Here is a 25,705-nt window from a genome sequence, read left to right on the forward strand (position 1 = left end):
CGATGGACCCCAACGACACGACGCTACGGAACGCACTGGACGCAGAGATCTGGGAGACGGTCGAACGCCGCCTCCTGACGAAGATGTTAGAAGAGTTCACCTACGAGGAGATCGTCACCCCCCGGAAGACCGCGATCGACGACGATCGCGCCACCTACCGGTTCGAGCTCGGCGAGATCGCCTACCGCTTCGAGGCGGCCGAGCGGATGCTGGACAGCCTCCACGTCTACGGCGACACCGTCGAACGCCGCGACGGGGCTGTCGAACGCCGGGCCGACGGCGACGGCGAGCGCTCGGGGGACGGCTGGGAACCCATCGGGGACCCACTCTGCCTCCTGCGCGACCTCGGCGAGACGACGTCCCTCGACGGACTCACCGAGGGCAACCTCGTCCGCGAGTACAAGCGAACGCTGCTGGCCGATGCTCACATCGAGGCTCGTCGGCGGGGACGAGACGGGTTCGATCCCCTGGACCTCGACTACGCGCACCTGGAAGGCGAGATGGACGGTCATCCGTGGATCACCTACAACAAGGGTCGCCTCGGGTGGGGGTACGACGACTACCGGCGGTACGCCCCGGAACGAACAGAACCCGTAACGCTCTCGTGGGCCGCCGTCCGAAAGGAAAAGGCGACGTTCGTCGCCGTCGAGACCGTCGAGCACGACTCGCTCGTCGCGAGCGAACTCGGCGACCGCTACGACGAGTTCCGCGATCGGCTCGCCGATCGTGGACTCGACCCGGACGCGTACTACTTCCTCCCGGTGCACGACTGGCAGTGGGAGCACAGCGTCGTCCCGCTGTTTCCCGACGACATCGCCGACAACGACATCGTGGCGCTCGGCGAGGGCCCCGACGAGTACCTCCCCCAGCAATCCGTTCGCACCTTCGTCAACGTCGACGACGACGAGAGACACCACGTGAAGGTCCCGATGCGGATACTCAATACGCTCGTCTGGCGAGGGCTGCCCGGAGAGCGGACCGAACTCGCGCCGACGGTGACCGAGTACATCAAGGGGATCTACGATCGGGACGAGTTCCTCCAGGAGCAGGGGCTCGTGCTGCCCGGCGAGATCGCCGGCGTGAATTACGACCATTCGGATTTCGCAGCCATCGACGGCTCGCCGTACCAGTACCACGAACTTCTCGGCGCGATCTGGCGCGAGTCCATCTACACGTTCCTCGACGACGGCGAGCGCGCGATCACGCTCTCGTCCCTGATGCACGTCGACGGCGAGGGGGAGCCCTACGTCTCGCGTCTCGTCGATCGGTCCGGACTCTCGCTCGACGAGTGGCTCGAGGCGTTCTTCGACACCGTGCTCCCGCCGCTGTTGCACTTTCTCTACCGGTACGGGACGGTGTTCTCCCCGCACGGTCAGAACACCGTTCTCATCGTCGAGGACGGCGTCCCCGTCCGACTGGCCGTCAAGGACTTCGTGGACGACGTGAACGTGAGCGACCGGTCGCTCCCCGAACTGGAGGCCCTCCCGGACGAGATGCACCGCGTGCTCCGGAAAGAACCCCCGGAGGGCCTCTGCCAGTTCATCTTCTGCGGGTTGTTCGTCTGCGTTCTCCGGTACGTCGCGGATATCCTCGAAGAGCGCGAAGACTACCCCGAAGAACGGTTCTGGACGCACGCGAGGACGACGATCCTCGACTACCAGGCGCAGTTCCCCGAACTCGAGGATCGGTTCGAACTGTTCGATCTGCTCCAGCCGGAGTTCACGAAGCTCAGCCTCAACCGCAATCGCATCTTCGAATACGGGTACGACGACGCTCCCGGCCGTCCGCACGCGTCCGAACACGGGACGGTGACGAACGCGCTCCACGAGGTCGCGGATCGACGGTCCGACGCGACCCAGCCGAGCCCCGCCGACGACTGACTGAATAGGGGCCGCTCCTCGGGCGCACCGGCCGCGCGACGACGAACCGCGGGACGGAGGCCGATCGGTCTCGCGTTCCCGACGACAGCAAGCACTGCCGTTTTCGCCGAACTCCGGCTACCTCTCCTGGAGGGAGACATGAGCGATACACCGACCGATACGACAGATCCGAGCACCGAACGCGGAACCGACACCAGAACCGATCGGAACACGCTGAACACGGACGTCATGCAGTGGGTCAGCGCCCTCGCCGCGCTGATCGGACTGTACGTCGTCGCGTCGCCGTTCATCCTCGAATCGACGGAGGCGGCGATCTGGAACGACTCGCTCGTCGGAACGGCGATCTTCCTGCTCGCCGGCTACAACTTCGTCCGCCTGTCGCGCGATCGACTGGCGAGCGTGGGCGTCGCCTCGCTGAGCGTCCTGCTCGGCCTCTGGCTTCTCATCTCGCCCGCGGTGATCGAGATGGGGAGCAACGAACTCGCGACCGGAACGGCGATCTCCGGGCTGCTCATCGCCGCGCTGTCGGCGTACAACGCGTACGCCAACAGCAAGGCCGACGCGCCCGAGGACGCCGTCGCCCGAACCCGCGCGTAATCGACCACGGACGACGATTTTTCCGACGGGACGTTCGACCCGCATCCGGCGGACCGGGTGGTCGCCGTCGCTACGGCTCGACCACCGCCGGTACGCCGGCCCGATCGAGCGCCGATCGGCGCTCCGCGCCGGTCAATCGGTACGGCTCGATAGCGTCCTCGAGCGGCCCCAGTTCCGCGCGACGGCGCCGGTGACCGGCGAGGAAGTCCGCGATCCGTTCGATCGCGATCTCCTTCAGCTCGCCGCTGAGCAGGTCGCCCGCGCGGTAGTCGGCCGCGATGCGATCGAGTTCGTCGTCGTCTGCCTCGAAGAAGTACCGCAGGTACTGGAAGGGGACGTCGACGGTCGGATCGCCGCCGCGCTCGCGGTGTTCCGCGACCGTCGCCTGCCCGCCCGTGTACGCGTGCGTGCGTATCGTCTCCGCGACGGTCGCGGGATCGGCCGCGAGTTCGATCGACGGCGCGTCGTCGGAGGAACTCATCTTGCCCGGTCCGGCGAGACTCGGGAGGAATCGGCCGAGCAGCGCGCCCGGCTTCTCGACCGGAAGCGCCTCCTTCGCGGCGACGTCGCGACAGACCCGGACGTGCGGATCCTGATCCACCGCGATCGGGACGAGCGTCGGCTGGCGCCCCTCGACGAACTGGGGGAGCAGCAGGTGGGTCGCCTGCACGGCCGGGTAGAACTGCAACCCGACGGAGTCCTGCTCACCGTAGACGGCCTCGACGGTCGCCGGCGTGAGGTGTGCCGCGAGGCGGACGGCGATCGGGTAGATCACGTCCGCGTCGGCCGTGTCGACGACGATTCTCGTTTTACCTGGATCGAAGCCGACCGCGAGCACGTCTCGCAGGTTATCGCGCGCGTACTCGCCGATCTCGGCGAACGACCGATCCTTCGCGAGGAACTTCTCGTCGTCCGAGAGCGGGACGTAGACCGTGGCTCCCGTCGCCTCCTGAAAGCGCTTCGCGAGGTACAGCGGGAGGATGTGACCGAGGTGCATGGGCCCCGAGGGTCCCCTGCCGGTCACGATCGCGTGTGGCTCGCCCGCCTCGGCGGCGTCGAGGTAGCCGTCGACGTCTCGGCCCGCATAAAAGGTCCGCCGCCGGAGCAGCGGGTGGTCCGGAAAGCGCGCGATCTGGTCGTCGGTCAGCGGATCGGCTCCGAACCGATCGAGCAGTTTCTCGTAGTCGATCTCGCCGGCGACGGCGTAGGGCGTGACGACGAAGTCGTCTGCGTCACCGTCGTCCGTCGGCTGTTCGGAGTCGTCGGCGCGATCGATCGGCCGGCGTTCGGAGCGGGTCCGTGCGTCGTTCGTGTCGTCCATATCGATTGTGTACGTTGTAACTGGTCGGATGCGGTTGACTGGCAGGTCGGAACACGAGAGAACGAAGGGAGCGCGCGCCGCCACGGGCGCCGGGTTAGGCCGCACCGTCCGTCGCGACGACACTGTCCGCTCTCGATCGGGCGTGCCACCGCCACGCGAGAGCGGACGTCATCGATTCGACGTACCCGGGGAGCGACGAAAAGCCTTCCGGGCGGAACGGCGGGAGTCGGCGAGAGTCGGCGCGAGAGCGGGACCGTCAGTCCCGCGACGGATCGGGGTCCGGGCTCGTGACGAACTCGAGCAGTTCGTCCGCGTCGGCGTCGAGCCCCTGTCGCGCGAAGAAGTTCGCGACGTTGCGACAGTCGCGTTCGAGGAACCCCCGGCTGTTCGGGTGGTGGACGGTGACGGCCTGTCCGAGATCGATGACCACGAGCTGGCCATCGTCGAAGACGACGTTGTACTCGCTCAGATCGCCGTGGATCAGCCCGGCCGAGTACAGCCGGCGCATGTACTCGCGCATGACGTCGTAGGCGGTCTGGGGGTTCTCGATGTGGACCTCGCCGAGGCGCTTCGCGCGGCCGTCCTCGTTTCCGATGTACTCCATGACCAGCACGTTACGCTCGGCGGCGATCGGTTCGGGAACGCGGACGCCGGCGGTTTTCGCCCGCGACAGGTTGGCGAACTCCTTTTTGACCCACGCGAGGACGACGTCCTTCTTCTTGCCGCCCAGGCCCTCGAAGCGGGGATCGCCTTCGAGGTAGTCGCGCATCTGCCGGAAGTTCGAGGCGTTGATCCGGTAGACCTTCACCGCGACCTCGCGATCGTCGCCCAGCGCGTGGTAGACGTTGGCTTCCTTGCCCGTCGAGAGCGGCCCGCCGAACGCTTCGACGTAGCCGTCCTGGACCAGTTTGTACAGCGCCGCGAAAGTCGCGTCGTCGAATACCGACTGTTCGACCTTGAACTGGTCGGCGTCCTTGATCCGCTCCTGAAACTCGTTGAACTCCCGATCGCGTTTGCGGGCGATCCGATCGGCCTCGGTGTCCGAGACGTCGATCTCCTCCCACTCGTCGCCCGGCGTCTCGGCCTCGTCGAGGTCGACCAGCCCGTACTCCGTTCCCTGTCCCATCTACACGATGGTAGGGCCGCACACGGGTAAAGTACTGGGTATCGTTCACCGATCGGATTTGGAGGAGAGCGTGAGTTATCGTTCGTATCTAAGAACACTACGAAAGCCCCTGGCGCGCTCGACGTCGTCGGCACTACGCGCCGACTGCTCGAGGGACCTCCGATCCCTCGCTGGCTGCGACTTGCTGCGCGCTTCGCTCCCGCTGGTCGCTCTCGTTCGAAAGGCGCTTTGCGCCTTTCGTGATCACGAGAGAGCGAAGCTCTCTCGAACGACAGTGCTTGCAACGTCTCGCTCGTCGAGCGCGCCAGCCCCTTTTAGTCCCCCCCTCGGTGAAAGCCCGGACTGCTGAGACAGGTGGGGCTTTCGTAGTGTTCTCAGCCGTTTCTGTGATGAAAACACAGAGTTTGAACCGCATTCATTCGCCGGAAAATTCGCGTTTCGATCGCCCCGATACCCCGTGTTAGACTTATCTGCGGGTTCGTGGTAGGCCGACGTATGAGCGATGCTAGCAGCGGTAGTTCCGAAGCGGGACCGGACCACGAACACGAGCACCACGAGCACGAGGGGCCGGGCTACGCGACGCCGCAGGCCGCGATCGAGGAGGGCGATCGGGAGAACCTCGCGTACGTGATGAGCCTGTACGTCGGGACGGACGTCGACGCGTCGGACTTCGTGGCGGTCGTCGACCTCGATCCGGACTCCGAGACCTACTGCGAGATCGTCGATCGGATCGAAATGCCCGAGAAGGGCGACGAACTCCACCACTTCGGGTGGAACGCCTGTTCCTCGTCGTGCCACATGGAGGGACTCGAGCGCAGACACCTGATCGTCCCCGGCCAGCGCTCCTCGCGGATTCACGTGATCGACACGAAAGACCGGCGAAATCCGGAGCTGGTCGAGGTGATCGAGCCCGAGGAGGTCTTCGAGCACGACCTCTCGGCGCCGCACACGGTTCACTGCGTGCCGGACGGCGAGATCATGATCAGCATGCTCGGGGACGCCGACGGCGAGCTGCCGGGCGGCTTCCTCCAACTCAACGACGACTTCGAGATCGAGGGTCGGTGGGATCCGCCGGGCGAGATCGAGATGAACTACGACTACTGGTACCAGCCCCGCCAGAACGTGATGGTCTCGAGCGAGTGGGCCGCCCCCAAAACGTACTATCCCGGATTCGACCTCGACGACGTCGAGGCGGGCAACTACGGCCGGAAGCTCCACTTCTGGGACTGGGAGGCGGGCACCGTCGAGCAGACGATCGACCTCGGCGAGGAGGGACTCATTCCGCTCGAAGTACGGTTCCTCCACACGCCCGAATCGACTCACGGGTTCGTCGGCGCCGCGCTCTCGTCGAACGTATTCCACTTCTGGGAGGACGACGGCGAGTACCGCGCGGAGAAGGTGATCGACTTCGAGAGTCGCGAGCACCCCGACTGGGACATGCCCGTTCCCGCCCTGCCGACGGACATCCTGATCTCGATGGACGATCGATACCTGTTCGGCTCGAACTGGCTCCACGGCGATATCTGGATGTACGACGTCTCCGACCCGTCGAACCCGCGGCGGGCCGACTCGCTCTCGATCGGCGGCACCTTCGGCGAGATCCAGGAGGTGCAGGGCCGGGAACTCGCCGCCGGCCCGCAGATGATCCAGCTGAGCCTCGACGGCGAGCGCCTCTACTGGACCACTTCCTTGTTCTCCTCGTGGGACGACCAGTTCTACCCCGAGGAGGCCGAACGGGGATCGGTGATGCTGAAGGCCGACGTCGACCCGCGAAACGGGACGCTCGAACTCGACGAGGAGTTCCTCGTCGACTGGGGCGAGTTACCCGAGGGACCCGCCCGCGCCCACGAGATCCGCTGGCCCGACGGCGACTGCACGAGCGACGTCTGGCAGTAAGCCGATCGATGGCTCGCCACGAGGTCACGCTCGACTGGGTCGGCGGGCAGACGCGGATGATCGACGTCGACGAGGACGAGACGGTGCTCGCGGCGGCCCAGCGAGCCGGCGCGCCGTTACCCTTACCCTACGGCTGTCGCACGGGCGCGTGCGGGACGTGTGTGGGGCGGCTACTCTCTATCGAGGGGAGCGAGGCGGCGGGTGACGACGGACGCACTGCGGAATCGATCGACGTCGCGGACGCGTTCGCGTACCGGCGCGAGCCGCGGGCGCTAAAACCCCGCCACCGGGACGACGGTTACGTGCTCCTGTGTATCGCCAGACCGCGGGCGAACAGCCGGGTCGCCGTCGGCTCGCGGGTGCAGTCCGAACTGGTCGACAACCCCTGGAAGTAGCGACGAACGCCGGCGGAGAGACCAGCGATAGGCCTGGCCGGTTCGTCGAGCGGTACGGTCGTTCGTCGGTGGTCCGGACGGCGATCGATCGGGGACGCGAGCGGTCACTCGTCGCGGCGCGGGCGAATCGTAATGACCCCGGAATCCGTGATCGCGACTCTGTACTCGAGGTACGCGAACGTAACCGTGCAATCGGCGTCGGAGCGATCGGCGCAGATTCGATCGAGCGCTTCCGGATCGACGAATTCGTACAACGGGTCGAGCCGTATCGGTTCGACGTCTCGAACGTCGGCGATCGCCTCGATCACGGCTTCGCTCGGATCGATGGCTGCGCGATCGAACTGCGCTTCGAACACGTCGGTTACGGGGTCGTACACGACCGACACGCCCCGCGTAGACGATTCACCGGTCAAAATTCCCCTCCCCGCACGATATGCCGTCCGAAGTGGCTAAACGGCTGCGTGTACGTCTCCTTGATGATCTTCGTGTTGACCACTTCCATCCCGATCTCGCTCAGTTCGTCGGTGATGCGGGCGACGTCGTCGGATTCCGTACCGACGGCGTCGATCTGAACGTTTTCCTTTCCGTTGAGGACCTCTCGGACGGCGATGATGCCGTTTACGTCGCGGGCCTCGTCCACGAGGTGTTCTCGTTGCGGATTGGGTGCGCTACAGATGATCTCGACGTAGAGCTGGAGACCGGCCTTGTCGTAGTCGATGTCCGGATAATAGCCGCGGATGATGCTGGCGTCCTCCAATTTCTCGATGCGGTTACGGACCGTACTGGCCGAGACGCCGACTCGGTCTCCGATCTCTTCCGTGGTAACGCTTCGAGCGTCACGCTGAAGCAGGTATAAAATCCCTTTGTCGACATCGTCCAGTTCCATGGCAGTCCTCACGCACCATCACCCAATGAGTTTTTCGCAATAATCTATGGGTATAGTGTTAAAAGAACAATTGTCGGGATGTAATCTGCTAAATTAGCATCGTTCTCTCACTTTACCAATTAATTCCATCATCAAGTTTGCGAAAATCATACCGTGCTGTGTGGAACCAGGCACAATCGGGAGGAGAACTCCTGATCTCGAGCGGTCGCGACCGCCGATACGGCGCGTTCGAAGCGTGTCCCGTCGGCCAGTCAGTAACGTTAACCGAACCGAGCGGTTATCGTTGATCAATGTCTGTCGCCGACGAGGACGCCACCGACGGCAATCCCTACCTCCGCGATCCGCCGACCGACTTCGAGCCGATCGACGAGCTCTCCGAGGCGGCGGCCCACGAGCAGGTCGAACAGCTCCGCGAAGCCATCCGCGAGCACGATCGGCGCTACTACGTCGAGAACGATCCGATCATCGCCGATCGTACCTACGACGCGCTGTTCGCCCGCTTACGGGAGCTCGAGGACGCCTTCGGGCTCACCCATCCGGACAGTCCAACGCGGGCCGTCGGCGGCGAACCGATCGAAGAGTTCGAGACGGTCGAACACGTCGCGCCGATGCTGTCGATCGACCAGAGCGGCGAGGCGGCGGACGTGCGGGAGTTCGACGACCGCGTCCGACGCGAAGTCGGGGCCGTCGACTACGTCTGCGAACCCAAGTTCGATGGCGTCTCGATGGAGTTCGTCTACGAGGAGGGCAGCCTCGAACGCGCGGTCACCCGTGGGGACGGCCGCGAGGGGGACGACGTGACCCGGAACGCGCGGACGATCGGCTCCGTTCCGCAGCGGCTCCGCGACGATCGCCCCGACTTCCTCGCGGTGCGGGGCGAGGTCTACATGCCCAAAGACGCCTTCCAGGAGCACAACCGCGAGCGGATCGAGCGCGGCGAGGAACCGTTCGCCAACCCGCGCAACGCGGCCGCGGGAACGATCCGACAGCTCGATCCCTCGATCGTCGCCGAGCGGCCCCTCGACGTGTTCTTCTTCGACGTCCTCGAAGCGAGCGATCTCGAGGACAGCCACCGCGAGGAGCTCGAACGGTTCCCCGACTGGGGATTGCGAACGAACGGTCGGGTCGAAACCGCCGACTCGATCGAGGAGGCGATCGACTACCGCGAGCGCATGATGGACCGCCGCGACGACCTGAACTACGAGATCGACGGCGTCGTGATCAAAGTCGACGATCGAGAGGCCCGCGAGGAACTCGGCCGGACCGCCCGCCACGATCGGTGGGCGTACGCGTATAAGTTTCCGGCCCGCTCGGAGGTGACGCCGATCGTCGACGTCGCGGTCCAGATCGGGCGAACGGGACGCGTCACGCCGGTCGCCCTGCTCGAACCGGTGGACGTCGGCGGCGTGACGGTCTCGCGAGCGAGCCTCCACAACCCCGAGGAGATCGCGGCGAAGAACGTCGACGTCGGCGACACGGTCCGCGTCCAGCGGGCGGGCGACGTGATCCCCTACGTCGAGGCGGTCGTCGAGAAGAGCGGCGACGGCCACTACGAACTGCCCGACACCTGTCCCGTCTGCGACAGCGCGATCGAACGCGACGGCCCGATGGCCTTCTGCACTGGCGGCCTCGCCTGCGACGCCCAGCTGCGCCGATCGATCGAGTACTACGCGGGCGATACCGGCCTCGACATCGAAGGTTTCGGCGAGAAGAGCGTCCGCCAGCTGGTCGACTCTGGACTCGTCGGATCGATCGCGGACCTCTACGAACTCGATCGGGAGGAGCTGACGGACCTCGACGGATGGGGAGAGACGAGCGCCGAGAACGTGCTGTCGGAGATCGACGCGAGCCGCGAGCCCCCGCTGGCCGACTTCCTCTCGGCGCTGGGCGTCCCCCACGTCGGCCCGACGACGGCCCGCGAACTGGCCCGCGAGTTCGGCGCGTTCGAGGCCTTCCGCGAGGCCGCCGAAGCCGATCCAGAGCGACTCGAGGGCGTCGACGACGTCGGCGAAACCGTCGCCGAGCAGATCCACGAGTTCTTCGCGAGCGAGGCCAACGCCGAAGCGGTCGACGACATCCTCGAACACGTCTCACCGCAGAGGGCCGACGCCGAGGCGGGCGGCGACGAACTCGAAGGGCTGACGTTCGTCTTCACCGGGTCGCTGGAGGGCGTAACCCGGAGCGAAGCCCAAGAGCTCGTCGAAGCCCACGGCGCGAACGCGACGGGAAGCGTCTCCGGCAACACGGACTACCTCGTCGTCGGCGAGAACCCGGGCGCCGGGAAGCGGACCGACGCCGAGGCGAACGACGTCCCGGTCGTCGACGAGGACGAGTTCCGGAGCCTGCTCGCGGAACGCGGTATCGAACTCGCGTGAGCGGCGATCGAACCCGGCGGATCAGGCGAGTCGGCTGGCGGCCACGATGACGGCGATCGCCGCGACGACGGCGCCGATGATCGTGGGAACGAGTTGTCCGCTCCCCCACTCCCAGCCGAAGACCTGGGTTCCCACGACCGCGACGAGCGCGACGGCGACGCCGATCGCGGTGACGATCGATGACGAGTTTCGTCCGAACGAGAACGACATTGTAGAGATGACAATTCGTCAACTGATAACTCTTGGGGTCGCCGTCGGACGGAGGTCGGTTGCGCAGAGAGCGAGGTACCCAACCGAAAACGACGAACCGGACGACGAAACCGAGACGAACCGAGACGACCTACCTGACTCGGACGAGTCGTTCGCACCAACACTCCGGACAGCCGAAGTCGTTCGCCTCGACGGTACACCCGCAGTTCGCACACCTGTACATGGCCGCACCGGGAGATCGCTACCACCCGATCGGCGATCGGTACCGGTCTGACCGCTCCGTCACTCGGCAGGCAGTCGCCTGGCGATCCTCGCGACGGTTTCGCGTCTCTGGGCCTTCGTGGTGTCGCAATCAGTCCGGCCGTGCAAACGTAGTATCCAGATACTGTACAGGCCAGGAGATCACGTTACGATCGATCGTCCTATCGCGGCTACGAAAACGGAGTACCGACTTAGAGGTCGACCCGATCGAACCGGTAGAGAGCGATGGCGATCGGGACGACGATCCAGGCCAGCAGGATGATAAAGGAGAACCAGTCCTGAAGGTAGAACGGAACGCCGTCCGGGAAGTAGGCGTCCGGATAGACCGTCCCGAGTTGGCTCCCGCCGGCCGAACTGATGACCGTGATCGCGTTCTGGAACGCGTTGCCGGGATCGATCGTCTCGATGAACAGCGCCCAGTCCGGAATTCGCTCCGCCGACTGTTCCTGAACGGATCCGTCCAAGGTGGGCGCCTGGTACGTGTAGCTGACGCCCTGAATAATCTCCCGTTGTACCAACAGATCGAAGACGGTCCGGATCGCGTTCCAGACGACGTAGAACATGATGAACACGCCGAACATCGCGGCGCCGGCGATCGTCGTCGATCGCGTCACCGACGAGAGCGAGACGGCGATGCTCGTGTAGGCGACGCCGTAGATGATCGCCATCACGAGCAGGCCCGCGTAGTCGACGATATCGAAGCTCCCGAGCAGCGCCGCCACGACGACCGCGGCGAAGGCGAAGCCGAGCACCAGGGAGATCGAGAGCACGGCCGATCGGCCGACCAGTTTCCCGAGGAGGACGTCCTTCCGGGAGTGGGGCAGCGAGAGCAGGATCTTGATGCTGCCGGTTTCGCGCTCGCCGGCGATGGCCTTCCAGCCGAGCACCAGCGCGATCAGCGGGATGATCAACCGGGTGATCTGGCTGACGAAGAGGACGAGCGCCTCCGTGGTGGCGCCCGCCTGCGCGATGTCCTCGTTGAAGTACGCGATGGCGCCCGTCACGGTGACGAGCAGCGTGAAGAAGAAGATGCTCAGCCCCCAGAACGTCCAGGAGCGGACGGCGTCCTGGAAGTCCTTCTTCGCGACCGCGCGGACGCTCTCGAAGTTGACCGAACTCGAGGGAGCCGTGGTGCCCGATCCGGTTCCCGTTCCGGTTTCGGTGCTCATGCCTGTACCCCCGTGGTGTACGACTGGAAGACGTCGTCGAGCGACGCCTCGCTCGTCGAGAAGTCCTGGACCTCGATGCCGCGGTCTTCGAGCATCGAGAGGACGGCCGTCTTCGAGCCGTCGACCTGGACGACTACCGTCGGCGGCGTCTCCCCTTCGACCACGGCGTCGCGAACGTCGGGGAGCGATCGAACGGCCTGGAGGGCGCCGTCGTCGATCCGATCGACGGTGACGCGCAGCACCGTTCCGTCGCTGACCGAATCGCGCAGCCCCTTGACGGAATCGACGGCGACCATCTCGCCGTTTCGGAGGATGCCGACGCGATCGCAGACCGCTTCGACCTGCTCCATGATGTGACTCGAGAAGAAGACGGTCGCGCCGCGGGCGTTCTCCTCGCGGACGATCTCCCGCATCTCGCGGGCGCCGTTGGGGTCGAGTCCGGTGGAGGGCTCGTCCAGGATCAGCAGGTCGGGTTCGCCGACCAGCGCCATCGCGAGCATGAGCCGTTGGGCCATCCCCTTCGAGTAGCCGCCGGCCTTCTTGTCGATCGCGTCGGCCAAGTCGACCCGTTCGAGGAGGGCCCGGGGGTCGTCGTCGACGCCCTTCGATTTGATGGCGAACTCGAGGTGTTGGCGGGCGGTGAGCCGGTCGTAGGTTTCATAGCCCTCGGGGAGGACGCCCGTCCGCGAGCGGATCTCGCGGCTGTGCGCCTGCGCGTCGAGGCCGAGGACCGCGACCTGCCCGGCCGTGGGCCGGACGAAATCGAGCAAGATATTGATCGTCGTCGACTTCCCGGCGCCGTTGGGACCCAGAAAGCCGAACACCTCGCCCTCTTCGACCTCGAAGCTGAGGTCGTCGAGCGCGAGGGTCTGACCGTAGGATTTGGTCAGGCCGTCGACTGTGATAGCGGGCATAGTCGTCTGTGTGGACACGGCGTTTCCCGATAAGGTTTGTTACTTGCACTCACTAATCTACAGTTTCGTGGAGCGGGAATTAACGCCAGGGCCTCAGATCGGGTCGTCGGGGGCGTGCTGCTCGGCGATCCGTTCGGCCTCGTCGGCGTAGCGCTCGCGGGTCTCCTCGTCGGTCACGGGCTGGAGTTCCGACTCGGGGATCTCGGCGCCGGCGGTCACCGTCGGACCCGACCGCAGGGCCGTCGACGATCGCTCTCGCTGCTGGTAGCGCGAGCCGTCGGGGGTCGCGTAGACGAGCGTGACGAGGTTGCGCTGGTCGAACGATCGTTCGACGAGCCAACACTGTACGGTCGAGTTACTCATACGGGGAGGTTTCGGGCCGACTACCGAGAAAGTACCGCGTCGAATCGACGGCCGCGAGTAAGCCCCGCCCTACTTTACGACCGGCGGAAGAGCATCCGTCGATGGAGTGGACCGATCGGGTCGACCAGTTGCTGTACGACGGCGAGCGCGAACGCCACCGGGTCGATCTCGACGCGGCGACGATCGTCGTCACGACCCACCGCCTGCTCGCGTTCACGCCCGGCGGCCGCGGGAAAGATTTCCGGGACGTCGACCGACCCAACGTCCGGAGGATAGCCGTCGAGACCGACGGAAATCTCCGCCAGGCGGTCCGCGCGATCGTGGCCGGACTGCTCGGTGCGGGGTTGTTCGCGACGGCGTCGGTCGTCGACGCGTCGGGGCTGTTCGGCGGGACGGATCTCGACAGTGGCGGTCCGGTCGCGAGCGCGGCGGAAAGCGCACTTGAGATCGTCCGAACGCTGCTCGTCGCGTTCGACGTCGGGATCACCCTCGTCGGCGTCTGCTTCCTCGCGATCGCCGTCGCCTTCGGCGTTCGCTACGTCAAATCGCGATCGCGCCGGCTCATCGTCCGGATCGCCGGCGAGGAGAACCTCGATCTCCCCGTCACCGACGTCGACGTCGAGGCCGGTCGCGTGACGGAGTTGGCGAACGCGATCGACCCCTCGACGCCGGCGTCCGACGCGGACGACGCCGCGGCCGCGCTCCCGCCGGGTGACGCCGACGTCGGCTCGAAGCGGGAGTTCGAACCCGACGTCGATCCCGACCCCGAGCGGTGACGGCAGACTCGGCGGACGCCGATCGCTGACGTCAGCCTCAAATTCGCGGGCGCCCTACGGCCGCCGATGAACGCGGACGAGGTTCGCGAGCGCGCTCGATCGTTGCCCCGCGAGCCCGGCGTCTACCAGTTCCGGGAGGGCGAGACGACGCTGTACGTCGGGAAGGCAGTCGACCTGCGCGGGCGCGTCGGCTCCTACGCCGACCCGCGCAGCGCGCGCATCCGCCGGATGGTCGATCGGGCCGACGGGATCGAGATCGCGGTCACGGACACGGAGACGCAGGCGCTGTTGCTCGAAGCGAACCTCATCAAGCGCCACCAGCCCCGCTACAACGTCCGGCTCAAGGACGACAAGTCCTACCCGATGGTTCAGCTGACGAACCACGAGGCGCCCCGGATCGAAGCGACCCGGGATCCCAGCGAGTCCGCCACCGTCTTCGGGCCGTTCACGAACAAGGGGCAGGTCGACACCGTCGTGAAGGCGCTCCGAGAGACGTACGGCGTTCGCGGCTGTTCGGACCACAAGTACGCCGGTCGCGATCGGCCCTGCCTCGACTACGAGATGGGGCTCTGTACGGCCCCGTGCACCCGCGAAATCGACCTCGAGAGCTACCGGGAGGACGTGACCGCCGTCGAACGGTTCTTCGAGGGTGAAACAGGCGTCCTCGCCGATCCGCTACGCCGGGAGATGGAAGCCGCCGCGGAGGACCGGAACTTCGAGCGCGCGGCGAACCTCCGCGATCGGCTCGAGACCGTCGAGGCGTTCCACGGCGGGGGCGGCGAGGCGGTTCAGTCGGTCGGCGACGAGCGCGCCGTCGACGTGCTCGGGGTCGCGATCGAGGGCGAGACCGCCACGGTCGCCCGCCTGCGCGCCGAGAACGGAAAGCTGGTCGATCGCGATCGGCACGCGCTCCAGGGGCCGGAAACCGGGCCCGGGCCCGGAGGTGAGGCGGACGTCGAGAACGCCGAAACCGGGCGCGAGACGAGCGACCGGGACGGGGGCGTCCCCGCCGTCCTCGCGGCCTTCATCGTCCAGTACTACGCCGAGCGCGACCTTCCGGACGCGCTGCTCCTGCCAGAGCGCCACGGCGACGAGGAGGTTGCGGCGTGGCTCGACGCCGAGGGAGTCGCCGTCCGGGTGCCGGGCGCTGGCCGCGAGGCGAAACTGGTCGAACTCGCGCTCAAGAACGCCCGGCGCAACGTCGGCGGTCGCGACGAGTGCGGTATGCTCGCCGACGCGCTCGGCCTCGACGCCGCCCGGCGCATCGAGGGGTTCGACGTGAGCCACGCCCAGGGGCGGTCGGCGGTCGGAAGCAACGTCGCGTTCGTCGACGGGAGCGCCGAGAAAGCCCACTACCGCCGGAAGAAGCTCACGGACCAGAACGACGACTACGACAACATGCGGGCGCTCGTCGAGTGGCGCGCCCGCCGCGCCGTCGAGGGCCGCGACGATCGGCCCGATCCCGACCTGCTGCTGATCGACGGCGGCGAAGGCCAACTCGCGGCCGCTCGCGACGCGCTGACTGAGGCGGGTTGGGACGTTCCCGCGATCGCGCTCGCGAAGGCCGAAGAGCGGGTCGTCACCCCCGATCGGGAATTCTCGTGGCCGTCGGACGCCCCGCACCTACACCTCCTCCAGCGCGTGCGCGACGAGGCACACCGCTTCGCGGTCCAGTACCACCAGACGGTCCGCGACGAGGTCAAGACGGTTCTCGACGATGTGCCCGGCGTCGGTCCCGAAACCCGCAAGCGGTTGTTGGGGCGGTTCGGCAGCGTCGAGAACGTTCGGGAGGCGACGATCGAGGACTTGCGGAGCGTGTCGGGCGTCGGCGAGAAGACGGCCGAGACGATCAAGTCCCGACTGTAGCGCGTAGGGATCGTCCGCCGGAACGAAACCTAGATCGGCACCGCGGTCGGTGAACGGCGCGCTGAGGCCGTTCTCGATCGGGTTCGAGACTAGTACCGTACGAGAAGGTCGTGAGGAGGTAACCTAGTTGAAGAATACCGCTGAGGACCTGGACAACAGGCCCTCAAGAGCATGCCGATCGAGCCACGGATCGGGGTTGTATCGCCGGGTTGGCGATCAATGAAAGGGTAGCACGTAACCGAACTCCCATGAGGTAGCATAGTGCCACAGGCCACTGACGGTTTCGGTGTTAGCGTGATTGGTTCTCGTGTGGATCGGTAGCATCACCACCGCACCATCGTATACCGTGTGGTCAATTATAAGCGTTTTTGTTGGCGAAAAGTATGCCAATACGCCAATTTGAGCGCATATATATCCAATTATATGCCGTAGAAAATCCAACACGTATAGATCAAGCAGGTCGCCCGGGTCGGTTTTGGGGATCTGCTCGTTTTCGGGCACCGACTCTCAGCGGACGTACACCAGTTACCGATCGAGCGCGCCCGGAATCGCCGCTCACCGGCGCCGAGCGGCGGGCCGTGGCGGTACTCGCTCGAATTCGGTTCGAACGCAGTACCGCCGAAAACGATGGTACGTGGGGGGGTGGGACCCCGGTCGCAATCGGTCACAGGATGAATGATTGATTTTGACCAGGGTGCCTACGGTAGCATGGTCACGTGCCGGCGTGCACGCGACAGTTCGTCATTTGGGTGCACGTAGCATTAACCGTCGAACTCGCTCCCAACGAGTGGGAATCGCCAAACTATCGGAAATCGGCGTCGGTAACAAATCGAGCGATCGCGCTCGTACGCGCGAATGGTAGACCAGACACCGCGATCGCGGATCGGTACTCGTAGGGCGATCGGGCCGAACGATCGCCCGCAACGGCGACCGGTTGCGAAGACAGGGATAGCCCTATGCGCTTCGGTGTCGACTATCGCACCATGGACGACGACGAACTCGAGGACTTGCTCGACGAACTCGATAGCCAGGGCGACCTCGAGACGGCCGAACAGGTGCTGTCGATCCGAAAGGAGAGCCGCCGATACGGGAAACCGGTCACCATCGTGGAGGGGTTCGACCTTCCGAAGCCCGAGATTCAATCGATCGCCTCGGATCTGAAGTCGTCGATGGGGACCGGCGGCACGGTCGACGAGGGGCGGATCGAACTCCAGGGCGACCACCTGGATCGCGTCCCGAACCTGCTTCGCGAGCGCGGATTCGACGTTCGCGAGTGAGTCGGGTCGCAGCCGACGACCGCAGGGCGTCCCGCGCCCGTCCGAGCGGAGTCGGCGTCTGCTGTGTAGCGCGGTGGAACCACTTTGCCCCTCGATCGCGTAGCGTCGACCATGGAGATCCGACCAGCCGCGACGGACGATCGCGAGGAGATCAGGCGCGTGGCCCGCGCGACCTGGCACGACACGTACGACGAACTCGACGCGGCGACGATCGACGAGACGATCGACGACTGGTACGGCGACGAGGCGCTCGAACGAGCGCTCTCGGAGGCCGGAACCGCGTTCCTCGTCGCCGAGCAGGACGGGGAAATCGTCGGCTTCACGCACGGCGTCGTCCAGGACGACGAGGGCGACGTCCTCCGCATGGCCGTCCATCCGGATCACCAGCGGGAGGGCATCGGCACCGCCCTGCACGAACGGCTTCAGGAGGACCTGCGGGATTTCAATATGAATCGGATGCGCGCGATCGATCTCGCGTCGAACGGACAGGGTCGGCGGTTCTACGAGGAACAGGGGTTCGAGCGGACCGGCGAGGGCGAGGTCGAAATCGGCGGCGAGCAGCGTCGTGAAGTGGTCTACACGCTCGACCTCTGACGGAGTGGGGACGAACCGATCGCGACGGGACCGACGCCTCGCCGGCGTTCCGACGCGGTACGAGTAGCTCGCTTCGATCCGGTGCGGGGCAACCGATCGGGTCCGAGCGGCGGCAGCCGCCGGCCTCGAGGCGAGGACGGCCGATCGGACCGGCGTCGGTTCGAGCCCCCCACAAGAAGGGGCTTGCACATTCATCGGGGGGAAGCAAGTGCGCAGCACCCATCTGTTAAAGAAGCATACAGTATGGCAACGAAGGAGCCGAGTGAGGCGGATATTCTCCGTCCGATCAAACAGACGTCGACGAAGTACTACGCGCTGGTCGCCCTCGCCGGGCTCGCGTTCGTCCTCTTCTTGATCGGCTGGGGGATCCAGCTCGCGGAAGGACTGGTCGTCACCGGACTCTCGGATTGGGGAACCGGCGGCGGCGTCACGTGGGGACTGTACATCGGGGCGTTCATCTGGTGGGTCGGCATCGCCCACGGCGGCATCATCCTCTCCGCAGCCGTCAGGCTGCTCGGAATGGATCGGTACATGCCGGTCGCCCGCCTCGCCGAACTGCTGACGATCGCCGGCCTTTCCGCGGCGGGTTTTTACATCATCATCCACCTGGGCCGTCCCGATCGGATGGTCACGAGCGTCCTCGGCCACTACCACATCACCGTCCACAGCTCGCCGCTGGTGTGGGACGTCACCGTCATCACGGCCTACTTCGTGTTGACCGCGACGTATCTCGGGCTGACGGTCCGCTACGACGTCACGCGACTGCGCGGCGACTTGCCCGACCGGCTCGGGCCGATCTACAAATTCCTCACGATCGGCTACACCGAGCGCGAGGACGCGGTCGTCCAGCGGATGGTCTGGTGGCTCGCGCTGGCGATCATCATCATGGCTCCGCTGTTGCTCCACGGCGGCGTCATCCCGTGGCTGTTCGCCGTCCTCCCGACGTACCCGACGTGGTACGGCGGCGTCCAGGGACCGCAGTTCCTCACGATCGCACTCACGTCCGCGATCAGCGGCGTGATCCTTCTCGCGTACGGCTTCCGCTGGGCCTACGACTGGGATCACATCATCACCGACGACATCTTCCGCGGACTCCTCCTCTGGCTCGGATTCTTCTGCCTGCTGTTCCTCTGGCTGCAGCTCCAGCAGAACGTCACCGGTCTGTTCAAGCCGCCGGTCGACGTCGGCCACGCGGCGGAGGCGCGGCTCCACAGTCCGATCTACCGGTTCGCGATGCTGCTCGTCTTCACCGTCCTCGTCTACATCTTCGCGCAGGCGATCCGGCCGAGCCTCTTCACCAAGAAGCGGGCCGTCGTGGCCGGCGTGATGGTCCTCACAGCGACGGTCCTGGAAAAAATCCTCTTCGTCGTCGAGGGCTTCCTGCACCCGACGTTCGACATTTACGCGGCCACCCCGGGCGTCTACTTCCCGAGCCTCATCGAGATCATGTCGCTCGTCGGAACGGTCGCCATGGTAACGCTGTTCTTCGCGCTCGTCGCGAAGGTCATCCCCGTGGTCGAACTGCACGCGATCGAACACCTGCGGGACGGCCACGACTCCGAGACGTCCCACGACCGAAGCGGGGACTCTCCCCTCGAATCGTCCTAACCCGGCGCGAACGCCGATTCTACGCTCAGTTCGATCGGGAGCGGTCTCGGTTCGACCGATCGGGAGCGGTTGCCGCCCGACCCGATCGCGACCGACCGGATCGTTCCAGTGGACCTAGCTCGCGTGCTCTCACAGCAACTTATTTATTCTAGGACGCTAAATCCAGCTTTAGAGATGTCTAATCTTCGGATGTATGGAAACCAAACCGCGGGTGAGAACTCGTGAACGAGCTTCTCGTCGTGCTCCTCGAATCACTTCGCGACAGCTACGTCCAGGTTAGCGCGTTCGTCGCGGTGACGGTCTTGGCGTTCAGCCTGATCCAGTACCGAACCGACGGCGCACTGTTGGCCGCGATCGAGGGCAACGAGCGCCTCCAGGTATTGTTCGGCGGCCTCCTCGGATTGACGCCCGGCTGTGGCGGCGCGATCGTCGTGATGCCGCTGTACGTCCGCGGCACCGTGAGCTTCGGGACGGTGGTCGCGACCCTCGGCGCGACGGCGGGCGACTCGGCGTTCGTCATCCTCGCGCTCGCCCCCGAGGCCGCGCTCTACGCCTACGCGATCGCGTTCGCCGCCTCCGTCGCGACGGGATACCTCGTCGATTCCGTCGGCCTCGGGGTCTCCCGAGTCGACGCGGCGGTCGCGAAGCTCTCGCCGGCGATGGCCGACGGCGGTACCGCGGTCCGCGGTGGCGTCAGCCCCAATCCCGCCCACGACTATCCCGGCGGGGCACCGACCCACGCCCACGAACACGGCCCCGATCGGCGGTCGCGGATCCTGACGCCGCTGTCCCACCTCGCACACGTCGTCTGGTGGATCGCTGCCGTCGCCGGACTCGTCTTGGGCACGGTCTACCTCCTCCGCGGCGGCCCCGAAGTCCCGCTCGCGCTCGGGGTCGGCTTCGACGGCGCGTTCACGGCCGTCGGCGTCACGGGAACGGTGCTGTCGCTGTACCTCTACGGCGTCGGCCGCCACTACGTTGGCGAGGGCGAGATCGCCCGCGCCCGCGAGTCGTTCTCGTCGGCCTACGACACGCTCACCCACGCGGCGATGGAGACCAGCTTCGTCACCGTCTGGGTCGTGGTGGCCCTCCTGATCTACGAGTACGCGGTCGTCCTCACCGGACTCAACGTCGCCGCGATCGCGGCCGCGGCGGGGATCTTCGCCCCGATCGGCGGCGCGATCGTCGGGCTGATTCCGGGCTGTGGTCCCCAGATCCTGCTGGCGAGCGTCTACGCCGAGGGGAGCCTGCCCTTCTCCGCGCTCACCGCCAACGCGATCAGCCAGGACGGCGACGCCCTGTTCCCGCTTTTGGCCGTCGACGCCCGCGCCGCGATCGTCGCCTCGATCTACAACGTCCTCCCCGCGATCGTCGTCGGCGTCGCGCTCCACCTGCTGTGGGGACCCGTGTTCGGGATGCCGGAGTTCGGGTTCGGAGTCCTGGGGTGACCCACCGATGAGGCCGGCCACCCCCTCGTGAAAACAACGACGGCTCGTCGAGTCGAAAAGCGGTGGACGATCCGAGAAACCGCTTCGGATCGGACCGGAACCGAAGCCGGCGGATCGGTGCAGATCAGAGAATCGGACGCTCAGAACTCCTCGGCTGGCGGCGCGATCCCCTCGTCCTCGTCGCCGGCTAAGTCGAACTCCTCGCGCACTTCCCGAATGCGATCGCGGATGTCCGCGGCGAGTTCGAACTCGAGGTTGCTCGCGGCCTCCTGCATCCGTTCTTCGAGGTCGGCGACGTAGCGGGCGGCCTCGTCGTCGTCCTCAATGTCCTTCCCCGAGACGCCCGACGTGTCCGTCTTGCTGCCGGGCAGGTTCGTCTCGCCGACTTCCTTGTCGATCGTCGTCGGTTCGTGGCCGTGCTCCTCGTTGAACTCCCGCTGGATCTCGCGCCGTCGCTGGGTCTCCTCGATCGCGGCCTCCATCGCGTTCGAGGGCTCGTCGGCGTAGAGGATGACCTCGCCGTTGACGTTGCGGGCCGCCCGCCCCATCGTCTGGACGAGCGTGGTCTCGCTGCGGAGGAAGCCCTCCTGATCGGCGTCCAAGATCGCGACGAGCGACACCTCGGGGATGTCCAACCCCTCCCGCAGGAGGTTGATCCCCACGAGGACGTCGATCTCGCCCAGGCGGAGCGATCGGATGATCTCGTGGCGCTCCAGGGTATCGGTCTCGTCGTGCATGTACTCGACGTCGACGCCCGCCTCCTCGAGGTACTCGGTCAGGTCCTCTGCCATCCGCTTGGTGAGCGTCGTGACGAGGGTGCGTTCGTCGCGCTCGATCCGCTCGTCGATGCGGTCCATGAGGTCGTCCACCTGGCCGGTGGCGGGCGAGACCTCGACCTTCGGGTCGACGAGGTGGGTGGGTCGAACGATCTGCTCGACGATCGCCTCGCTGTGTTCGTGCTCGTAGTCGGCGGGCGTCGCGCTCACGTAGAGGGTCTGGTCGGTCTTCTCCTGGAACTCCTCGAACGTGAGGGGCCGGTTGTCGTACGCCGTCGGCAGCCGGAAGCCGTTGTCGACCAGCGAGTCCTTGCGGGACTTATCGCCGGCGTACTGGCCGCGGATCTGCGGAAGGGTGACGTGCGATTCGTCGACGACGGTGAGGAAGTCGTCCGGGAAGTAGTCGAGCAGGGTGTACGGCGCGTCGCCGGACTCGCGATCGGAGAGGTACACCGAGTAGTTCTCGATGCCCGAGCAGTAGCCCGTCTCCTGCATCATCTCGAGGTCGAACGTCGTCCGCTCCTCGATGCGTTGGGCGGCGAGCAGGTCGCCCGTGCGCTCGAAGTAGCTGATGCGCTTATCGAGGTCCTCTCGGATCTCTTCCATCGCCCGCTCCAGTTTCGTCTCCGGAATGGAGTAGTGCTCTGCGGGGTGGACGAGGACGGCCTGCTGCTCGCCCTTCGTTTCGCCCTCCAGGGGATCGACCTTGACCATTCGATCGATCTCGTCGCCCCAGAGTTCGACGCGGACGGCGTAGCGGCCGTACATCGGGAAGATCTCGATCGTGTCGCCGCGAACCCGAAAGGTGCCCTGCGTGAAGTCGACGTCGTTGCGCTCGTAGTTCAGGTCGACCAGGCGCGCAAGGAGGTCGTCGCGGCCGACCTCCTCGCCGACTTCGAGGCGCAGGGACATGTCGACGTAGTTGCGCGGGTCGCCCAGCCCGTAGATCGCCGAGACGCTCGCGACGACGATCACGTCCTCGCGCGTCAGGAGGGAGCGCGTCGCGGAGTGGCGAAGCCGATCGATCTCGTCGTTGATCGAAGCGTCCTTGTCGATGTACGTGTCGGTCTGCTCGACGTAGGCTTCGGGCTGGTAGTAGTCGTAGTAGGAGACGAAGTACTCGACGGCGTTGTCGGGAAAGAGGGTTCGAAACTCCTCGTACAGCTGCGCCGCCAGCGTCTTGTTGTGGGCGATCACCAGCGTCGGCTTCTGGACCTCCTCGATCACCCACGAGACGGTGTTCGTCTTGCCCGACCCCGTCACGCCCAGCAGGGTCTGCTTTTCCATCCCCGACCGAAAGCCCTCGGCTAGCTGCTCGATCGCTTCGGGCTGATCGCCCGCGGGCTCGAAGGGGGCGTCGACCTCGAACGGGTGATCGGCGTCGGGACGGTCCGGCTGGAGGGGGCCTCGAGTGTCGCTCACGATGGTTCGGGTAGGGATCGAAGCCACTTTACGGGCACGCTTATCCGCGCGGTATCGAGCCGCGCCGACGCGCGGACCGGTTCACGAGCGGCGAGTGACCCTGCAGGACTATCTCGCTACGCCTCGTACCGTGTGTCCATGGCTTCGCCGACGATCCTCGTCGTCCACAACGAAATCGACGAGGCGTACGACTACCACCGGATCGCGCTTGCGGAGTGTTTTCCCGGCTGTCTGGAGTGCGACTTTCCGGGCGGCGATCGGCCCGATCTCGACGGGGTCGACGCCGTCGTCCTGACGGGGAGTACGGCCGGCGTCTACGAGGTCGACGACGAACCCTGGATCGCGGACGAACAGGCGCTGGTTCGCGAACTCGTCGATTGCCGGATTCCGACGCTCGGCGTCTGCTTCGGCCATCAGATCGCGAACGCGGCGCTCGGCGGTCGAGTCGAACACGTCGGGACGATCCACAGGCTCGTCGCCGTCGACCTGGCGGACGACCCGCTCTTCGAGGGGGTCGAACCGATCGTGCCGGCGATCCACGGCGACGTCGTCCTCGAACCCGGCGACGACATGGCGGTGATCGCCGCGACCGACCACTCGCCGCACTTCGGAACCCGCCACCGGAGCGCGCCGCTGTGGACGGTCCAGTTCCACCCCGAACTCACGAGCGACTTCCACCGGCGGATCGAGGCCGACTTCGGGTGGACCGAGACCGAGCACACCTACGCGGACGTAACCGCCGATCGCGTCTTCGAGAACTTCGTCTCGCTCGTCCGGGAGGCGGCCGCCGACTGAGCGGATCCCGGCCGGGCTCGATCGCCGTATGCGGCCCCTACCGATCGAAACGGGATCGTACGGTGGCGATCGCGGACCGTCGCCCGATCGCGCCGACGAGTACGGTCCGGCGAACGCCACCGGCCCGAGCGGACGTGGCTCCTGCCCGGCCAACCGTTATGGGCCGGGTCGTGGTTGCCACGCCTATGACCGACCACCTCCAGCAGGCGCGCGACGACCTCGAAGAGGCGGCGAAGTCGGCCGACGACGACGTCCGCGACGATATCCGCGAGACGACGGACGCGTTCGCCGACTACGTGATGGGCGACACCCAACCGGATCACGCCCTGCTCGACGAACGGCTCAACACCCTCCGCCAGGTCCGCGAGCGAGCCGACGGCAACACCGAAGCCAAGGTCGAGTCGGCGATCGAGACGATCGAAGAGTACCGGCGGGGGATCGACCAAGCCTGATCGGTACGCGCCCTCCGAGGCGAGGGCGATCGTGCCCGTCCGCGAGATAGTCAGTATCGGTTGCTGACCGCTTTATGCTGTTGCGAGACGTAGTAGAACTGCTTCACACACGTGTGAAATACGACATGACTACGCATTCGACACGATCGCCGCCCGCCGAATCGTCCCCAGAACGTGATGAGCAACAACCCGCAGCGAAGGACGACTATCGACCCCGGGACTACGCCCAGCCGCTCGCGTTTCCCGCTGGCGCGATCGTACTCGCGGTCGCCCAGATTGCCATCTGGAACACAGCGCCCGTCGAGGCGTTCCTGCTCTCGTTTCTGGTCGTGACGGTCGGCCTCCAGGGGATATGGGCGTTTCTCGGCCACTACTTCAAGGCCGACGAAATCGCTACCCTCATCGGCTGGCCGACCGGCAATCCCTTTCAGACGGAGATCGCGTTCGCGAATCTCGCGTTCGGCGCCCTCGGGTTGCTCTGCATCCCGTTCCGCGGCGGGTTCTGGATCGCAACCGCGATCGGCATCTCGATCTTCCTGCTCGGGGCCGCGTCCGTTCACATCCGCGAGATCCGCACGCGGGGCAACCTCAATCCCGCGAACGCGGGTGGGATTCTCCTCACCGATATACTGACTCCGATCGTGTTGCTCGGGCTCGGAGCGATTCTCTACCTCTCGTAGCGGTTCAGTTTACGCCACTCGTTCTTTCCGCACCGAGCGATCGTTCTCCCGTCGAGTCCTAGTATTCCCGCGGCGATCGGTCCTGGACGTCGACGTCGGCGTTCGTCTCTGCGAGCAGTTCCTCGAAGCCGTAGTGCTGGAACTGGTCGACGACCGCGGCGCGATCGCGCTCGTCGACGGCTTCGAGAACGGTCCCGATCACGGTCGTCGCGGCCTCCTGCCCGGTGAGATCGACCGTCTCCATGCGCTGATCGATCCGGGAGACGAACTCCTCCTCGGAGAAGCGCTGGCCGGACTCGCCCTCCGTGAGGTGCTCGCTCAGATCGCCCGGGAGTTGCGCGGCGAGGTCTGCGGCCTGGTCGGCGCTCAGCCGTTCGCCGAGCGTAGCAAGAACCGCTCGCGTCGCGTTCTCGGCGGCCGATTCGTCGCTTTCGGTGCGATCGCTGACCGTCCGAACGAGTTCTGCGCGTTCCATGTCCGTGGCCACGGGAACGCCGCCCCTCATCGTTCGGGCGGCAGCTGCCGGGATCGGGACGCGGCCGCGGCCCGCCGACTCGCTCAGGTCTCGCTTCCGGGACCCGATCCGGGGACGATCGCGTCTCGTCCAGCCGTTCGCCG

Annotated in this window: 24 protein-coding genes; 14 read left to right on the top strand and 10 right to left on the bottom strand. The window is 66.0% G+C overall.

All coding sequences use genetic code 11. The features are described 5' to 3' along the window. Window positions 1-2 precede the first annotated feature (2 nt). Window positions 3-1,880 carry an IucA/IucC family protein gene (locus MUH00_RS06390; RefSeq protein ID WP_247003141.1) on the top strand — a complete coding sequence of 626 codons (1,878 nt, stop codon included), beginning with the start codon at window positions 3-5 and terminating at the stop codon, window positions 1,878-1,880. A 138-nt stretch (window positions 1,881-2,018) separates the two neighbouring features. Further along, entirely contained in the window at window positions 2,019-2,477 is a 459-nt protein-coding gene (locus MUH00_RS06395) for an SPW repeat domain-containing protein (RefSeq protein ID WP_247003143.1), read from the top strand. A 70-nt stretch (window positions 2,478-2,547) separates the two neighbouring features. Here the strand turns inward: MUH00_RS06395 and MUH00_RS06400 are convergent, their stop codons facing one another. Further along, entirely contained in the window at window positions 2,548-3,798 is a 1,251-nt protein-coding gene (locus MUH00_RS06400) for a tryptophan--tRNA ligase (protein ID WP_247003145.1), read from the bottom strand. Window positions 3,799-4,054: 256 nt separating this feature from the next. Beyond that, window positions 4,055-4,924, bottom strand: coding sequence for a serine/threonine-protein kinase Rio1 (gene rio1, locus MUH00_RS06405; protein WP_247003147.1), 870 nt, complete (start codon window positions 4,922-4,924; stop codon window positions 4,055-4,057). A 495-nt stretch (window positions 4,925-5,419) separates the two neighbouring features. Between rio1 and MUH00_RS06410 the strand changes: the two genes are divergently transcribed. Together MUH00_RS06410 and MUH00_RS06415 are read left to right on the top strand one after the other, a co-directional pair. Next, window positions 5,420-6,820 carry a selenium-binding family protein gene (locus MUH00_RS06410; RefSeq protein WP_247003149.1) on the top strand — a complete coding sequence of 467 codons (1,401 nt, stop codon included), beginning with the start codon at window positions 5,420-5,422 and terminating at the stop codon, window positions 6,818-6,820. A gap of 8 nt (window positions 6,821-6,828) precedes the next feature. After that, the gene (locus MUH00_RS06415) at window positions 6,829-7,215 is read left to right on the top strand and encodes a 2Fe-2S iron-sulfur cluster-binding protein (RefSeq protein WP_247003151.1); all 387 of its coding nucleotides are present in this window, start codon (window positions 6,829-6,831) and stop codon (window positions 7,213-7,215) included. Between the two features lie 104 nt (window positions 7,216-7,319). Here the strand turns inward: MUH00_RS06415 and MUH00_RS06420 are convergent, their stop codons facing one another. After that, complete coding sequence (locus MUH00_RS06420; RefSeq protein WP_247003153.1) at window positions 7,320-7,601, bottom strand: HalOD1 output domain-containing protein; 282 nt, start codon at window positions 7,599-7,601, stop codon at window positions 7,320-7,322. Between the two features lie 23 nt (window positions 7,602-7,624). Beyond that, window positions 7,625-8,101 carry an Lrp/AsnC family transcriptional regulator gene (locus MUH00_RS06425; RefSeq protein ID WP_247003155.1) on the bottom strand — a complete coding sequence of 159 codons (477 nt, stop codon included), beginning with the start codon at window positions 8,099-8,101 and terminating at the stop codon, window positions 7,625-7,627. A 290-nt stretch (window positions 8,102-8,391) separates the two neighbouring features. Between MUH00_RS06425 and ligA the strand changes: the two genes are divergently transcribed. Continuing rightward, on the top strand, window positions 8,392-10,476 hold the full coding sequence (ligA, locus tag MUH00_RS06430; RefSeq protein ID WP_247003156.1) for an NAD-dependent DNA ligase LigA: 2,085 nt from the start codon (window positions 8,392-8,394) through the stop codon (window positions 10,474-10,476). Window positions 10,477-10,497: 21 nt separating this feature from the next. Here ligA and MUH00_RS06435 read toward each other — a convergent pair whose 3' ends face one another. From MUH00_RS06435 to MUH00_RS06450, 4 genes are all read right to left on the bottom strand, one after another. Continuing rightward, window positions 10,498-10,686, bottom strand: a complete 189-nt coding sequence (locus MUH00_RS06435; protein ID WP_247003158.1) for a multidrug transporter — start codon at window positions 10,684-10,686, stop codon at window positions 10,498-10,500. A gap of 452 nt (window positions 10,687-11,138) precedes the next feature. Beyond that, window positions 11,139-12,116, bottom strand: coding sequence for an ABC transporter permease (locus MUH00_RS06440; protein ID WP_247003160.1), 978 nt, complete (start codon window positions 12,114-12,116; stop codon window positions 11,139-11,141). Further along, window positions 12,113-13,030, bottom strand: a complete 918-nt coding sequence (locus MUH00_RS06445; RefSeq protein WP_247003162.1) for an ABC transporter ATP-binding protein — start codon at window positions 13,028-13,030, stop codon at window positions 12,113-12,115. Before MUH00_RS06445 ends, MUH00_RS06440 begins: the two co-directional genes overlap by 4 nt. 93 nt (window positions 13,031-13,123) lie before the next feature. Then, complete coding sequence (locus MUH00_RS06450; RefSeq protein ID WP_247003164.1) at window positions 13,124-13,393, bottom strand: DUF7967 family protein; 270 nt, start codon at window positions 13,391-13,393, stop codon at window positions 13,124-13,126. Between the two features lie 101 nt (window positions 13,394-13,494). On the opposite strand from MUH00_RS06450, the gene MUH00_RS06455 reads away from it, so the two are divergent. From MUH00_RS06455 to MUH00_RS06480, 6 genes are all read left to right on the top strand, one after another. Then, the gene (locus tag MUH00_RS06455; RefSeq protein ID WP_247003165.1) at window positions 13,495-14,169 is read left to right on the top strand and encodes a hypothetical protein; all 675 of its coding nucleotides are present in this window, start codon (window positions 13,495-13,497) and stop codon (window positions 14,167-14,169) included. Between the two features lie 66 nt (window positions 14,170-14,235). Next, window positions 14,236-16,035, top strand: a complete 1,800-nt coding sequence (locus MUH00_RS06460; RefSeq protein ID WP_247003167.1) for an excinuclease ABC subunit C — start codon at window positions 14,236-14,238, stop codon at window positions 16,033-16,035. 983 nt (window positions 16,036-17,018) lie between these two features. Further along, window positions 17,019-17,312 (top strand): SUI1 family translation initiation factor, encoded by a 294-nt coding sequence (locus MUH00_RS06465; protein WP_247003169.1) that lies wholly within the window; start codon window positions 17,019-17,021, stop codon window positions 17,310-17,312. A 111-nt stretch (window positions 17,313-17,423) separates the two neighbouring features. Further along, the gene (locus MUH00_RS06470; protein ID WP_247003171.1) at window positions 17,424-17,906 is read left to right on the top strand and encodes a GNAT family N-acetyltransferase; all 483 of its coding nucleotides are present in this window, start codon (window positions 17,424-17,426) and stop codon (window positions 17,904-17,906) included. A 243-nt stretch (window positions 17,907-18,149) separates the two neighbouring features. Next, the gene (gene nrfD, locus MUH00_RS06475) at window positions 18,150-19,514 is read left to right on the top strand and encodes an NrfD/PsrC family molybdoenzyme membrane anchor subunit (RefSeq protein WP_247003173.1); all 1,365 of its coding nucleotides are present in this window, start codon (window positions 18,150-18,152) and stop codon (window positions 19,512-19,514) included. Between the two features lie 221 nt (window positions 19,515-19,735). Further along, window positions 19,736-20,962, top strand: coding sequence for a putative manganese transporter (locus MUH00_RS06480; RefSeq protein ID WP_247003175.1), 1,227 nt, complete (start codon window positions 19,736-19,738; stop codon window positions 20,960-20,962). Window positions 20,963-21,102: 140 nt separating this feature from the next. Here the strand turns inward: MUH00_RS06480 and uvrB are convergent, their stop codons facing one another. Further along, window positions 21,103-23,160, bottom strand: a complete 2,058-nt coding sequence (gene uvrB, locus MUH00_RS06485; protein WP_247003177.1) for an excinuclease ABC subunit UvrB — start codon at window positions 23,158-23,160, stop codon at window positions 21,103-21,105. 138 nt (window positions 23,161-23,298) lie between these two features. On the opposite strand from uvrB, the gene MUH00_RS06490 reads away from it, so the two are divergent. The 3 genes from MUH00_RS06490 (at window position 23,299) to MUH00_RS06500 (ending at window position 25,087) form a co-directional block, all read left to right on the top strand. Beyond that, complete coding sequence (locus MUH00_RS06490; protein ID WP_247003179.1) at window positions 23,299-23,955, top strand: type 1 glutamine amidotransferase; 657 nt, start codon at window positions 23,299-23,301, stop codon at window positions 23,953-23,955. A gap of 185 nt (window positions 23,956-24,140) precedes the next feature. Continuing rightward, window positions 24,141-24,407 (top strand): DUF7553 family protein, encoded by a 267-nt coding sequence (locus MUH00_RS06495; protein WP_247003181.1) that lies wholly within the window; start codon window positions 24,141-24,143, stop codon window positions 24,405-24,407. Between the two features lie 125 nt (window positions 24,408-24,532). Beyond that, complete coding sequence (locus MUH00_RS06500; protein WP_247003183.1) at window positions 24,533-25,087, top strand: DUF6790 family protein; 555 nt, start codon at window positions 24,533-24,535, stop codon at window positions 25,085-25,087. 58 nt (window positions 25,088-25,145) lie between these two features. Here the strand turns inward: MUH00_RS06500 and MUH00_RS06505 are convergent, their stop codons facing one another. Continuing rightward, a complete protein-coding gene (locus tag MUH00_RS06505; protein WP_247003185.1) occupies window positions 25,146-25,562 on the bottom strand; it encodes a DUF2267 domain-containing protein in 417 nt (138 codons plus the stop codon). Window positions 25,563-25,705: the final 143 nt, after the last annotated feature.

The sequence above is a fragment of the Halosolutus gelatinilyticus genome, from assembly GCF_023028105.1.
Classification (GTDB): Archaea; Halobacteriota; Halobacteria; order Halobacteriales; family Natrialbaceae; genus Halosolutus; species Halosolutus gelatinilyticus.